This window comes from Paenibacillus auburnensis, assembly GCF_927798115.1.
Classification (GTDB): Bacteria; Bacillota; Bacilli; order Paenibacillales; family Paenibacillaceae; genus Paenibacillus_AQ; species Paenibacillus_AQ auburnensis.
This window is the reverse complement of record NZ_CAKMMG010000001.1, coordinates 2,127,301-2,140,574: the sequence shown is the minus strand read 5'-3', so window position 1 is coordinate 2,140,574 and position 13,274 is coordinate 2,127,301. Positions and strand designations below refer to the sequence as shown.

Annotated in this window: 11 protein-coding genes; 6 read left to right on the top strand and 5 right to left on the bottom strand. The window is 49.1% G+C overall.

The window, feature by feature from the left end; translation table 11 throughout:
- A complete protein-coding gene (locus L6H70_RS10005; RefSeq protein ID WP_236332392.1) occupies positions 1-3,348 on the bottom strand; it encodes a GH36-type glycosyl hydrolase domain-containing protein in 3,348 nt (1,115 codons plus the stop codon).
- Positions 3,349-3,694: 346 nt separating this feature from the next.
- Between L6H70_RS10005 and L6H70_RS10000 the strand changes: the two genes are divergently transcribed.
- The 4 genes from L6H70_RS10000 to L6H70_RS09985 all read left to right on the top strand — a co-directional run bounded on the left by L6H70_RS10000 (position 3,695) and on the right by L6H70_RS09985 (position 8,294).
- Complete coding sequence (locus tag L6H70_RS10000) at positions 3,695-4,639, top strand: ABC transporter permease (RefSeq protein WP_423802817.1); 945 nt, start codon at positions 3,695-3,697, stop codon at positions 4,637-4,639.
- Between the two features lie 21 nt (positions 4,640-4,660).
- Entirely contained in the window at positions 4,661-5,557 is an 897-nt protein-coding gene (locus L6H70_RS09995) for a carbohydrate ABC transporter permease (RefSeq protein WP_236332388.1), read from the top strand.
- A 77-nt stretch (positions 5,558-5,634) separates the two neighbouring features.
- Positions 5,635-7,209 (top strand): DUF3502 domain-containing protein, encoded by a 1,575-nt coding sequence (locus L6H70_RS09990; RefSeq protein WP_236332385.1) that lies wholly within the window; start codon positions 5,635-5,637, stop codon positions 7,207-7,209.
- Between the two features lie 68 nt (positions 7,210-7,277).
- Positions 7,278-8,294, top strand: coding sequence for a LacI family DNA-binding transcriptional regulator (locus tag L6H70_RS09985; RefSeq protein WP_236332382.1), 1,017 nt, complete (start codon positions 7,278-7,280; stop codon positions 8,292-8,294).
- Positions 8,295-8,333: 39 nt separating this feature from the next.
- Here the strand turns inward: L6H70_RS09985 and L6H70_RS09980 are convergent, their stop codons facing one another.
- The 3 genes from L6H70_RS09980 to L6H70_RS09970 are packed head-to-tail and all read right to left on the bottom strand — an operon-like array spanning position 8,334 to position 10,498.
- A complete protein-coding gene (locus tag L6H70_RS09980) occupies positions 8,334-8,852 on the bottom strand; it encodes a YfiT family bacillithiol transferase (RefSeq protein ID WP_236332379.1) in 519 nt (172 codons plus the stop codon).
- 13 nt (positions 8,853-8,865) lie between these two features.
- A complete protein-coding gene (locus L6H70_RS09975) occupies positions 8,866-9,717 on the bottom strand; it encodes a P-loop NTPase family protein (protein WP_236332377.1) in 852 nt (283 codons plus the stop codon).
- Between the two features lie 4 nt (positions 9,718-9,721).
- Positions 9,722-10,498, bottom strand: coding sequence for a DUF817 domain-containing protein (locus L6H70_RS09970; RefSeq protein ID WP_236332375.1), 777 nt, complete (start codon positions 10,496-10,498; stop codon positions 9,722-9,724).
- Positions 10,499-10,536: 38 nt separating this feature from the next.
- Between L6H70_RS09970 and L6H70_RS09965 the strand changes: the two genes are divergently transcribed.
- The gene (locus tag L6H70_RS09965) at positions 10,537-11,268 is read left to right on the top strand and encodes an SDR family oxidoreductase (RefSeq protein WP_236332373.1); all 732 of its coding nucleotides are present in this window, start codon (positions 10,537-10,539) and stop codon (positions 11,266-11,268) included.
- A 47-nt stretch (positions 11,269-11,315) separates the two neighbouring features.
- Positions 11,316-12,308 carry a Gfo/Idh/MocA family oxidoreductase gene (locus L6H70_RS09960; RefSeq protein WP_236332370.1) on the top strand — a complete coding sequence of 331 codons (993 nt, stop codon included), beginning with the start codon at positions 11,316-11,318 and terminating at the stop codon, positions 12,306-12,308.
- A 133-nt stretch (positions 12,309-12,441) separates the two neighbouring features.
- Here the strand turns inward: L6H70_RS09960 and L6H70_RS09955 are convergent, their stop codons facing one another.
- Positions 12,442-13,203, bottom strand: a complete 762-nt coding sequence (locus L6H70_RS09955; RefSeq protein ID WP_236332368.1) for an MBL fold metallo-hydrolase — start codon at positions 13,201-13,203, stop codon at positions 12,442-12,444.
- Positions 13,204-13,274: the final 71 nt, after the last annotated feature.

The window sequence follows — 13,274 nt, the reverse complement described above, 5'->3', positions numbered from 1 at the left end:
TTATTGGGTTAAATAGATGTGCAGTTCTCCGTCCTTTAATGCAAGCAGGATATCTTTGGCAATGCCCGCAGCACCAGGACGGTACGGATTGTATAAAACCTGCCCCGGAACGGGTTGCCCGTCTGCACGCACCTCCAGGGTGCGGGCCGGGCCGGAGCGGATGTGATAAACAAAGGTGACCGTGCGGCCAAAGCACTGATAAGTGAAGTGCAGGCCATCCAGGGCGGACGGAAGAACCGGATCAATAATAAGGTTATCGTCATTGAAACGGATGCCCAGAATGCCTGAAATCAGCTGATTCAGATAAATACCGGGGCCGCTGGAATACAGCCGCCAGCCGCCCTTCACTTCCACGCTGCCGGTGCGCAGCTGGTCAAAGTGTTCGTGATAGCTGTAGCGGTCAGGGAAATCCCCGTCCGAGCTGCTGAAATACATATTGCTCTGGCGCAGCTTCGCGTTAGGAACGCTGTGCTGAATCAGGATCGGATTGATCTGGAACAGCCCTTCCCAGGCGCGCTCCCCTTCGCCGAGCTTGGCTGCCGCCTCCAGATAACGGATATGGGCATGCACATACTGCAGGCTGATCTCACGGCCGACATTGGCCGCCTGCTCTGCACGGCGGAAAATCGTGCTGACACCGCCTTCGTAGCGGGCCGGGCGGTCCATCAGGCGTACGCCATCCGGACATTTAAGATGCTCATCGATCAGCCGCAGATTGGCTGCGGCCTGTGCCGGATCCACCAGCTCAGCAATAATACTGCGGGTCATCGGCAGCAGGCGGTAATGAATTCCCGTCTCCTTGTCTTCGGGATGAAGCATATATTCGATGGTTTCGGCATCCTTGAAGTAAGCGAAGCCGGCAATAACCTCATCTTTAATCAGCAGGGAGTGGAAGGAGGCCTTCATCTCTTCAGCCATTTCGGCAAGGCTGGACGAGAACCCGGGATCGAAGGCCGTAACCTGCGACAGGTTGCGGATGACCTGGAACGCCAGGGCCACCGTCCACGCACTGACCAGCCGGGTTTTCAGCGCTTCATCGGCAGGCTGCAGGGTATCATCCCAGTCGCCCCCTGCATAAGAAAGAAGGGCCGTCCCGTTCAGGAAACGCTTACGGATCGTATCAACTGCTGCCTTGACATGCTCCAGAAGAGACTCCGACTGCCGGCTTGGCAGCGCATCCGCCAGCTGGTGGTAGATTACCTGTTCATGAAAAATAGTACGATCCCCGGTAGCCATCACGTAGTCACCGATGCATTTCAGCGGCCAGAGCACCACATCGCCATGCCATTCCGGTGACTGGACCGGATGCCGGTCGAACATGAACCACTGCGGCCACTCCCGGGTCTCCCACAGCTGATGGGCGAAGATCTCCAGCAGGACGTTCCGGGCAAGTTCATAATGCTGGGTCATCAGGAAGTACTCCATCGGCCCCTGGCATACATCCCGTGTTCCCCAAGCCGCTCCGCCAGGCTGCTCCAGCCCGTGCGGCACGATGAAATGGGTCATAGCATTATGGGTATACCACCATGCGGTTTCGTTCAGGATATCTATTTGCTGCTGCCGGTCGCCTGCAATCTGGAGCCGGAAGCGCGAGCTGAAGGCTTCATAGAATTCACTGTATTGTGCTGCTTCGGTCTCGAAGCAATAGGCAGTGAGCGGCAGACTCTGCTCATCCGTAAGCCTTCCCTGCATTACCAGCTGGAAGCCTGCAGACTGCGCAACTGAGATCGTGAGCAATGTCCCGTTGCGCGGCTGACAGTCTTCATAGAAGATCCGGTCATCGCTGACAGTGTAAGCGGTACCGGGAAGCTGTATGTCATAGTGCAGTCCGGGATAAGGATGGTTCTGCCGCACCTCTTCAGCAGGGAGGATGTGCAGAATTTCATTAGCGAAGCTGACGCTAACCGGATGCTGGAATTCATGCTCGCCCATCACCAGCTGATTCGTAATGAGGAAATCGTAGACTCTGCCGAGCCTGGAGTGCACCTCCAGCACAATATCCGCTTGTCTGGCTGCGGCAAAAGCAGTGACCGTCAGCGTATCCTCTTCCAGCTGGTAATGCCATTTGGCAAAGTTAACGCCCATTTCATAAGCGGCCGGCAGCGTGAGCATCCGGTAGACAGCCCCCATACGGATGTACATGCGCTGTCCTGTATTCTTGAGAATATTGAGCAGGCCGCGCGGTGTGGAGAGCAGCTTATGGAAGGAAGTATTGCCGACAACCGTCTGACCGTTAAAAATACCGTACATATAGTTTGTGGAGGTAATCAGATTGCCACTGACCTGCTTATCATCCAGCAGCGTGGTGATGATATGGCCGTGCGGGCGCTCAACCAGCAGCTCCTTGGGCTGGAGGACGACATGGACATGGTCCGGGGTGAAGAAGGACAGCAGCTGCCCGTCCTGGAATTCCTCCAGCCGGCGGTCGGGATAAAATGAGGTAACCTCCTCCAAGGACCACTGCCCGGAGACATAAGGCTGACCGTATTCCTTACATAGGGTGACGGTTTCTCCGTCTTGCAGCGGCTTCTGATGATGCCAATCGATGCGGTCATAGGCTGCCTGCAGCTCAGCTCCGAATTCCAGTGAGGTTACTGCAGCGGGATGATCCGGACGGAAGAGGCCATAAAAAGCGAATTCCACAGGTTCAGACAGCTGCATTTGCTCCGTCTGCAGGCCTGTGTAAGACAGCTCATATTGATAGTTCAGGCTGGGCAGTCCGGTCTGCAGCACTTGGGGGAGCTGGTCCGCTTTATAGGATAAGCCGAAAAACTGCATTCCGTCCGTGGAGTAGCCCACAGCCCGCGTTCCCAGAATACCTTGCTGCAGATAGGGAAAAGCAGTGCCCTGCGGCTGATTTTGGCGTGAGCATACAACATACCCGTGAGGACCTTCCAGGATGCTGTGACCGAGATATTGGCTCATATAGAGCTCATTGGACAGCACGCCGCCCTTGTCTGCGACGCCGATATCCTGTCCGTAGATCAGATCGACCGTTTCCCCGCTTCCTGAGAGCAGAACATGCCAGAACCAGATGCCATCCGCTGCGGGAGCAAAGGTTATCTTATAGTTAATCTTGTCTATAGAGCCTTGAAAAATCAGCCGTTCGTTATTATAAGACAATTTGGAGTGGGAACGGATGCCGAGCAGCGGATAGCTGGCTATGCCCTCTGCCGTGTGCACACGCAGATAGATATTATTGGCCGAGCCGTCAAGCGGATTACCCTGGAACTGATTGATGAGGAACTGTGCATGGGTGAACTCGAAGACGTCTCCGGCAGGCAGGAAAAGATATCTGTAATCATCCCGGTTCAGGGTAATCAGGTTCGTATGTTGTTTGAAGATCATAACAACCCTCTCTTTCGTGCAGCGTGGATAGGATGGAAGGGGAATTCATGACCAGATGCCAGAATATAGGGTGATCTTTTCACAAAAAAAAGGAGATAGAAACGTTTCCATGTTAGATACACCTCGATATTAGTCTCCAAAGCAAAAATTGTCAATCCTCTATGGAATTATCGCTGTTTCAGATGATTTACCCCTAAAACTAGGATATTAGTACTTAAAAATTAAAAAATAATTTCAATTGACAGCGCATACATTTCAGGAGTATGCTCTTCGCAAGGGGAGTTCCAAAGAAATGATGGAAACGTTTCTATACCATTCAATACGTTCATTACCGTTCAAATTGGAGGTGGGCTCATTGGCAAGACTTGTGCATACGGGTGGGAATATTGTCAGAGAAATCATTAAAAACAAAGTCCTGTTTCTCATGCTGCTGCCTGTAATTCTGTATTTCGTAATTTTCCACTATGCGGTAATGCCCGGCGCTTACGTCGCATTTGTGGACTATAATCTCAACAAAGGTATTTTCGGAAGCCATTTCATCGGCCTGAAGAATTTCGAATTCCTGGTGCAGAACGGTGATCTCTGGAATATTACGAAAAATACGCTGCTCTACAATCTCGTCTTCCTGGCTCTGGGCAATATCATTCAAATCGTATTTGCAATTATGCTGTCCGAAATCTCGGGCAAATGGTTCAAGAAGGTCTCCCAGTCCGTCATTCTCCTGCCGAACTTCATTTCAATGGTTATCGTGGGCGTGTTTGCCTACAATATCTTCAACTTCAACTCCGGTTTTATCAATACCCTGCTGGTCAGCACCGGGCTTGACCGTTATGAATTCTATTCTGATCCGGGCATCTGGAAGTATATCATCGTCGCCTTCAAGATTTGGGCCAGTACCGGCTACGGCATGATTGTCTATCTCGCCACCATCACCGGAATCAATCATGATCTGTATGAGGCGGCCTATATGGATGGAGCCACAACCTGGCAGCGGATCCGCTATATGACCCTGCCGATTCTGAAGCCAACCTTTATTCTGCTGCTGCTGTTCGGAATGGGCGGAATTCTCAAAGGCTCCTTCGACCTGTTCTATAATCTGATCGGCACCAACTCCGTGCTGTATCCGCAGACGGATATCATAGATACGTATGTCTTCCGTTCACTGGTAGGGCAGTTCAACTTCTCCATGGGAGCGGCGGTGGGCTTCTATCAATCTTTGTTCGGCCTGATTCTTGTATTGGTGGTTAACTTTATCGTACGCAAGGTCGAACCGGACAGCGCACTATTTTAGATAGAAACAGGGGTGATGATGATGGAAAAGAATACGATCAAACAGGACTCCGGCAGTATTCTCATTAAGGGGATCAGCTACTTCTGTGTCACAATATTCGCACTGTTCTGCCTGTTTCCTTTTGCGCTGATGATCTCCTCCTCATTCATGAACGAGCAGGAGATTGTCCGCGAAGGCTACAAGCTGCTGCCCAAGGAAATTTCATTTAAAGCCTACGACTTGCTGCTGAATAACTCCACCCAGCTGGTGAATGCTTACCAGGTCACGATTTTTATCACCGTAGTGGGTACTGTGCTTGGACTGTTTATGATGTCGATGGCCGGGTTCGTGCTCAACCGCAAGGACTTCAAATACCGGAATTTCTTTTCATTCCTGATTTACTTCACAACGCTCTTCAGCGGCGGCCTGATTCCAACTTATATTCTGATGGTCAAACACCTCCATCTGAAGGACAGCCTGTTCGCGATGATTCTGCCGGCGGTGGTGGGTGCATGGTCTATTTTCCTGATGCGTAATTTCATGAAGGCGATCCCGGACTCCCTGTATGAATCTGCGACAATTGACGGTGCCGGTGATTTTCGTATCTATTGGCGGATTTTTATTCCCTTGGCGGTTCCGTCGCTGGCTACGATCGGGCTATTCTCGGCGCTGGGCTTCTGGAATGAGTGGTATAACGGGATGCTGTACATCGACACTCCGGCCAAATATCCGCTTCAATACTTTCTACAGCGGATGGTCAGCCAGACGAATCTTGGAGCACTGATTAACTCGGGAGCGGTCATCAATACCGCTGATCTTCCGACCCAATCGATCAAGATGGCTACAGCGGTGCTGGCTACCGGGCCGATCATTCTCCTGTATCCGTTCGTACAGCGTTACTTCGTAACCGGCCTGACGATCGGGGCTGTAAAGGGTTAATGGACGTCTGCTTCCGAGGGGCGTTTATTATAAATGAAGGCATTTCGTAAATAGAAGAGAAAAGGGAGGCTTACCGAATGAAAGGTAAAAAGATTGCGTCTTCTTTAATTGCTGTCCTCATGCTTAGCGGAGTTTTGTCAGCCTGTTCATCTAACAACAATGAGCCGGTGAATGATGCGGCAGCCACGAAAGCACCAGAAACTTCTGCTAACACAGGCGGAGTAGATACTTCCAAAGAAGCCAAGCTGACGTATTACCTGTGGGGAAGTGAAGGGGTTCAGAATAAAGCTATCCTTGCCGAGATTAATAAAAAGCTTAAGGCTGATCTCAACGCTACCCTTGAAGTGAAGTATATCGATTGGCCGGATATTGCCACCAAATACCCGCTGCTATTCGCTTCCGGCGAATCCTTTGATATGTCACACGCTTCCCCGGGAGCACCGGTCTCCTATTTTACCTTGGCTAGTGAAGGCGCACTGGTAGATATCACGGATATGCTGGACAAAGTTGCTCCGAAGCTAAAGGCGGAAATTCCCGACAGCGCCTGGCAGAACACGAAATACAAAGGCAAAATTTATGGCGTTCCGAGCTTATACAGTGAATACACACCTTACGGTTATGCCTACCGTTCAGACCTGCTGAAGAAGTATGGTATGGACAAAATCACTTCGATTGCGGATATGGAAAAGTACATGGATAACGTGGTCGCCAATGAATCCTTCCCGCCGATTAACGGCAAAGCGGAAGATGCGGAGAACATGTTCAGAATGCTGGTTGATACTACGGGGATGTGGCTGAATGCGCCGGGGATTTCTCTGAATGAGCTGAATCTGGTTACGAAGAGTCCCGAGGATTATAAAACCGTCTTCCATCCGGCGTTCACCCAGGAGTTCGAAGACTGGGCTGTGAAGATGCGCGAATGGGCGGATAAAGGTTACTGGAGCAAGGACGTGCTGTCCGCTACTCTGGGCGGCAAGGATAATTTCAGAGCAGCCAATTCTGCAGGTTATCTGACCCATGCCCAGGACTGGATCGGCCAATATGGTGCGGACATGAAGGCACAGCCGGAGTCGGATCCTTACTTCTTCACCTTCGCGGAAGCCAATAAGAAAATCAAACGCAAGATGGGTGTAGACAACTCGACGGTAATCAGCACCAATTCGGCTAATCCGGAACGTGCACTTATGGTCATTGAGAAGTTCATGACGGATGAGAGCTACTACAACCTCATTCAATACGGTATCGAAGGCAAGCAGTATGTGATTGAAAACGGTATTAAGAAGTTCCCTGCAGGCTACAATGAAAAAACAGACGGCGGCGGCTTCGCAGCCTGGTCGCTCCGCAATGACAAGTTCGTGATTCCAAGCGATACAGAAAATCCGGTCCGTAACTCCCTGTTCGCTGAATGGGATAAAGTTGCCATCGATGATCCTTACAATGGCTTCAGCTTCGATCCATCCAATGTGACTACGGAAATTGCTTCGATCTCGAACGTAAATTCACAGCTGGGCATCCAGCTGATGCTGGGCAAAACCAGTAAAGATCCTAAAGAAGCCGTTGCAGAATACCGCGATCAGCTGAAAAAAGCAGGAATTGACAAGGTCATTGCCGAAGTAGAGAAGCAACTGGCTGAATTTGTTCCTGTCAACTAAGGAACGTTAAAAGGTGTAAAGGAGCTATGATCCGATATAGCTCCTTTACCCATAAATGGAGGAGTAAAGTGGACGTAAATATCAAGGATATCGCGCGGATTTCCGGTGTGGGCATCTCGACGGTTTCCAGGGTAATCAATAACAAGGGACTCGTGAGCAAAGCCACGCGGGAAAAAGTGCTGAGTGTGGTCAAGGAATACAATTACATTCCCAATTCCAACGCGCGGAATTTGAAAACAACACAGTCTAAGAATATTGCACTGATGGTCAAAGGAATCACCAACCCGTTCTTTTCCAATATGATCAAGGAAATTGAACGGCAGGTTAATCTGCGCGGATATCCGTTTCTGATCCAGCAGGTGGAGGATGGAACGGATGAGATCAATGCAGCCATTCAGCTCGTGAAGGAGAAGAATCTGTGCGGGATTATCTTCATGGGCGGAACCTATAATCATTCCGAGGAGAAGTTTAAGCAGCTGACGGTTCCGTTTGTGCTGACGACCATCACCTCCACGCAGGAAGTGGACCCGGCCATCTTTTCCAGTGTGATTATCAATGAATTGAAGGAAGCCTATAAAGCCACCAATTATCTGATCTCCCTAGGGCATACGAATATCGGATTCCTGGCCAAGTCTCCTTTATTGGATGAGACGACAGGCAACCGGCGGTTTCTGGGCTACAAGCAGGCACTCGAAGAGCATGGTCTGCCTTACGATGCCGGGCTGGTCGAGGACTGCGAATACAGTCCGAGCTCAGGCTTTAATGCCGCGCGGAGACTGCTGAATAAGAACAAGGGACTTACAGCCATGTTCGCTGCTTCGGATACGATTGCGATCGGCGCAGCCAAAGCGGTGCTTACCGCAGGTCTGTCGATCCCGGATGACATTTCGATCATCGGCTTTGACGGGATTGAAATGGCTGAATATTATCACCCGTCGCTCGATACCATCAGCCAGCCGGGTACCGAAATGGCTTTATCCAGTGTGGGTGTCCTGTTCGACCTTATTTCCGGACGGTCAAGCAATCAGCATATTGTTTATGATGCGGTGTTGCTCAAACGCGGCTCCTGCAAGATGATTAATTGAAAAGACAGGGATCTGTGATGATCCCTGTCTTTATTTTTATTACCAGCCCTTACGGTTACGCAAAGAAGTAATATGTGCAAGATGATGCTTCCCGTGCCAGGCATAGATTCCTATATTTCTACCTATTGAAACTTCACCTGATTCCGGATGAATAAATGTCTTTTCCATATCAGCAGGAGTTAAACCACGTAACACGTTAGTCCAGCGTTTGTGCAATGATTCGAGGAGTAAAAGTGAAGTATCCACGGGCAACTTAGAATCTGATAGTTCAGCCCATTTCTTTTCATCATAGGGCTTAATTGTAGGACTTTCTTCTGTAAGAGCCAATTTAAAGCGAATGTAGGCATTCATATGACTATCTGCAAGATGATGTATTACCTGCCGCACAGTCCATCCTCCAGAACGATAAGCGGTATCCAGCTGTTCATTATCTAAGTCTTTTACCGCCTCCCGTAATAATCCTGGTAAATCTTCAATCTCGTTTATCCAAGCACTTGTAACTTTGTTTGTAATTTCATCATCAAATTGAAAAGTGCCAATCGGGTATTTCTGATCCATCCGTTTAATCCCCCTAAACCTGGCTGAAATGATCTGCCAGAATCTGTGTTAATGCTTGCTTATAACCGCTCAGATCATATGCAGAGTTATCCACTCTGTGCCTGTCTATGGCCAGGCCGCTAAATATTTCTGCTTCCAGATCCTTTCGTGCCTTCAGCACCTGCAAGGTTCCTTCTAACCCATGGTACCCCTGCTGTGCTCCATATCCCTGGTTAGTATAATAATCTATAAATCCCTCAGACCATTCTTTGGGTCTTTCGTGAACAGCCTTGCGGAAAGAACGATCAAGATCGTTCTGCTCTACGTAAATCAGCAGCGGCTTCAGCGGCTTGGCAATGGCGGCCAGCTCTTCGACATAGCTTATAACGGCTTCTTTTGCTGCGCCATATTTGATCATCCCTACAGTTACAGGATTTTGTATGAAACAGCAATCAAAAATATAGATGTCAGGGCTGTGTTGAGCATCCGCTGAGAATCTTCTCCAACGCTCTGTGATCAGAGTTCTGTTGTACTCCAGCGGCAATTCATAAATATCATATCTGGAGACGTCAGCCAGCAGTTCATCCGGGAAATCCGTTCCTAATTCCTGTTTGATTTTCCGGTATTCCAGGAAGTGCCGGTCCCCTTGTGTAATCAACCGTTTACTCAATAACTCTTTATACTTGTTATGGGTAATCCATAATTCAGCGAGTTCAGCTGCCGTAAAACAGGCGACCCCTTCATAGTCAGCAGGATGGTCCGCATTTCCCTCTAAGAATAGCTGAGCGCTAAGGTTCATTTCCTTGAGCAGCTCATGGATTAAGCCAGCGGTTGTTGTTTTCCCTGAGCCCGGTAATCCTTCGATTAATATTAACTTCGGTTTCATATGATTACTTCCCCATTCCCGCTTTAACATGTTTTAACTGGGCTACAATAATGACACTAATGATGACGAGCAGGAACCATGAACTGATTTTACCGAAACTGACCCAATGCCAGGCTTGCTGCTGGTCCGGATATTTCCAGGCATTAAAAAAGGTAGCCACATTTTCGGCCAGCCAGATGAAGAATCCAACGATGATAAAAGCCAGCGATAAGGGCATCCGGTAGGTAACGGAGCGTACCCGGTATATAATCCAGGTTCTCCAAAAGACAACGAATACAAGTGCTGTCAGCAGCCAGCGGAAATCAGGAATAAAGTGATGGGTGAAAAAGTTCAGATAGATGGCGCCTCCCAGTATCCCCGCAGAAGCAAGCCCCGGCCATCCGGTCATGTCCATCTTCAGCCTGCGCCAGATCTGGCACATAAAGCTTGCGACACTCGCATACATAAATCCGCTATAGAGCGGTACACCCAGTACTTTTGTAAGCCCAGGCTCGGGGTAGGACCAGGATCCCATACTGACTTTATAGATTTCCAGCAGCAGGCCGATCAAGTGAAATATACAGATTACTTTGATTTCATCCCAGGTCTCCAGTCCGCTGCGGTACATCAGATACTGCACGGTAAGGAGTATGATCAGAACAGCATCATAACGGTAGACGAAAGGAATCTCTACCATACTGGAAAGAGCCAGCGTGCCAAAGATCGCTACAGGAAAAATACAGCTCATCGCCTGATGATAGCCAAAATGCAGCAGCTGTATGAATGGTTTCAGTGGTATCATCTCCTTAGGTATTCATAGAATCAGCAGGAGGCGGAATTATGCAAAAAAAATGGGTTATGGTAACCGGCGCTGACCGGGGTGTCGGACTCAGTCTGGTTAAGCAGCTGCTCGATCAGGGTTATCATGTGTTTGCCGGTCAGTATCAACAAGAGAATGATAATGCACTGGGTCAGCTTAAGGCAAGCCATAAAGAACGGTTGCAGGTGCTGCAGCTGGATATAAGCGATGAAGAGAGTGTGAAGCTTGCGCTGGACGCGGTCTCAGCCGTTACGGACCGGGTGGACATTCTAATTAACAATGGTGCGATTCTGGGGGATATACAAGCTACGGTTCAGGATGAGCTGGATTTTGCAGAGATGGAGCAGGTATTCCGGGTGAATACGCTGGGGGCGCTTCGCATGTCAAATGGCTTAATCGAACCGCTACTCCTCAGTGAGAGCAGGCTGATCGTCAATATTTCCTCTGAAGCCGGCAGCATCGGAGCCTGCCGGCGCACCAGCTGGTACGCCTATTGTATGTCCAAGGCAGCCCTCAATATGCAGTCTCAGCTGATCCATAATCAGATCTCGGAGCAGGGCGGTAAGGTGATGGTCATCCATCCGGGGCATGTTCAGACGTATATGCAAGGTAAGCTGGACACCACAGGTAGTCTCACTCCCGATGAGTCGGCCCGGCACATCCTGCAGTTGGTAGAGAACCGCCTGAAGCTGGACGATGTGGAGCAGGGGCTTATGCTTACCGATTATGCCGGTAATGTGCTCCCGTGGTAGAATAATAATCCGGATATAACTAAGACATACATTAGGAGCGATCAGCCTTGAGTACAGCAAAACTCTGTTTCATCGGCGCAGGCTTTCATGCATCGACCAATATTTATCCTTCTGTAATTAGAGCAGGAGCAGAAATTACAGCCATATCTACCCGTGATCTGGAACGGTCAAAAGCGGCGCTCCAGCGGTTCGGAAGCCGTGGCAAGGCGTATGACGACTATCAATTGATGCTGGAACAGGAGGAGTGCGACGGCGTTGTGGTCGTTGCCCAGCCTGGGGATCAGACCGCTATGGTGCTCGATTGTATCAGAGCCGGCAAAAATGTCTATGTGGACAAGCCGCTCGGCTGGAATGCCGGCGAAGCGCTGCAGATCGCGGATGCGGCCAAACAAGCCGGAGTAATTGTAATGGTAGGGTTCATGAAGCGCTACGCCCCTGTCTATAAGAAATTGAAAGAGCTCATAGAAGGAGAAACGCTGGGCGCTGCCCGTTCTTTTCAGGCGACTTTCGCCGTGGACAGCACTCCTTTTTGCAAGGACGAGGAGCAGTTTATCAAGCTGGCAGCCATTCATATCATTGATCTGATGCGGTTTCTGTTCGGGGAAGTTGCACAAATCTCGGGTTTCAGCAGCAGCAGCGGCGAATTCATCTCACAGAGCATTGCGCTCAAATTTGAGAACGGGATTGTCGGTAATGTGTATTTTACCGGAATGACGGCCTGGTCCAGAGAGAGTGAACGTCTGCTGGTTACATTTGATCATGGCTTCGCCTCCGCGGAAGAGATCGATAAGCTTGTTATCCATCAATCGCGGACCGGTGATTCCTTGCCTTGGCAATCGCTGGAGGAGCAGGATTCCGTATTTACACCCTCCGCTTCACCGATGTCCGGCGCCTATCGCGATTTATACCTGCGCGGATTTGTGGGTGAGATGGCACATTTCATGGAATGCTGCACACAGGGGATCCTGCCGCTATCGAACGGGCGGGATAATGTGCTGACGATGGATTTGTGTGACCGTATTTTAGCGGCTTTGGTGTAGTTATGTTGTAATATTTTTAAATGGGTCGAGTCGTTTTTTGAATACGCTGAGGGCTATGGTAAACGAAAAACAGCTGCCGGAACCTCCGGCAGCTGTTTTTTTAAAATTTATAGTGAATAGTAATCCCTATATATTAGAATGTATAAGATTCGCCGTCATCCGGCACGAATACATTAGAAGTAATCCCTTTTTCATTTAGGAAGCTTTTTAACTCTGCTCTAGACAAGGTCCAGTGATTTACTGCTTCCATGTGAACTGAAACAATCACCGCGTTAGGGGCAGCCTTATGCACTTCATAAATATCGTCTTTTCCCATAATCAAAGAGCCGCCTTCTGTGAGCTGGGCATCTCCTCCATTAACGACAATGACTTCCGGCTGGTGGGTTTCGATTTCTTTTTGAACATCTTCGTACCATACGGTGTCTCCGGCGACATATAACCTTTTCTCATCTGGATGATTAAAAACAACACCACAAACTGCTCCGGCTAGGTGTAAGACCTCTCCTCTCCCGTGTTCGCCTTTCGTTTTCACGAGTTGGATCCCTTCAAAGGATGTGCTGTCCGATAAAACTTCAATGTCCTGGAAACCGGCTTTTTTGATTTCTGTTGCATCTTCTTCATTTTGTACAAACATTTTTACGTTTTTTGGCAGCACTTCTTTGGCGGCTTCATCGAAGTGGTCATAATGTAAATGAGTAACAATGATCGCATCTACACCCTTAATTAAATCTTCAAGCGATACCGGTAATTGAACTAAAGGGTTATATTGTTCATTTTTAGTGAAAGCAGGAAATGGCGGAAGAGTTCCCTTCTCTGCCAGGAATGGATCAACCAAAAATTTCTTGCCTGCATATTCAACAACCAAGGTTGCGTTTCTTATCAATCTAACTTTCATAAAATTAGCTCCTTTTCTTTTGTTATAATATTATTGTACCTAGGAGACCATTGAACTTACATATATAAAAT

Bases quoted from the DNA above. Each gene is read 5' to 3' on its own strand.
- L6H70_RS09955 (WP_236332368.1), bottom strand. From the start codon at position 13,203: ATGAAAGTTAGATTGATAAGAAACGCAACCTTGGTTGTTGAATATGCA.
- L6H70_RS09995 (WP_236332388.1), top strand. From the start codon at position 4,661: ATGGAAAAGAATACGATCAAACAGGACTCCGGCAGTATTCTCATTAAG.
- L6H70_RS09975 (WP_236332377.1), bottom strand. From the start codon at position 9,717: ATGAAACCGAAGTTAATATTAATCGAAGGATTACCGGGCTCAGGGAAA.
- L6H70_RS10005 (WP_236332392.1), bottom strand. From the start codon at position 3,348: ATGATCTTCAAACAACATACGAACCTGATTACCCTGAACCGGGATGAT.
- L6H70_RS09965 (WP_236332373.1), top strand. From the start codon at position 10,537: ATGCAAAAAAAATGGGTTATGGTAACCGGCGCTGACCGGGGTGTCGGA.
- L6H70_RS09990 (WP_236332385.1), top strand. From the start codon at position 5,635: ATGAAAGGTAAAAAGATTGCGTCTTCTTTAATTGCTGTCCTCATGCTT.
- L6H70_RS09980 (WP_236332379.1), bottom strand. From the start codon at position 8,852: ATGGATCAGAAATACCCGATTGGCACTTTTCAATTTGATGATGAAATT.
- L6H70_RS09970 (WP_236332375.1), bottom strand. From the start codon at position 10,498: ATGATACCACTGAAACCATTCATACAGCTGCTGCATTTTGGCTATCAT.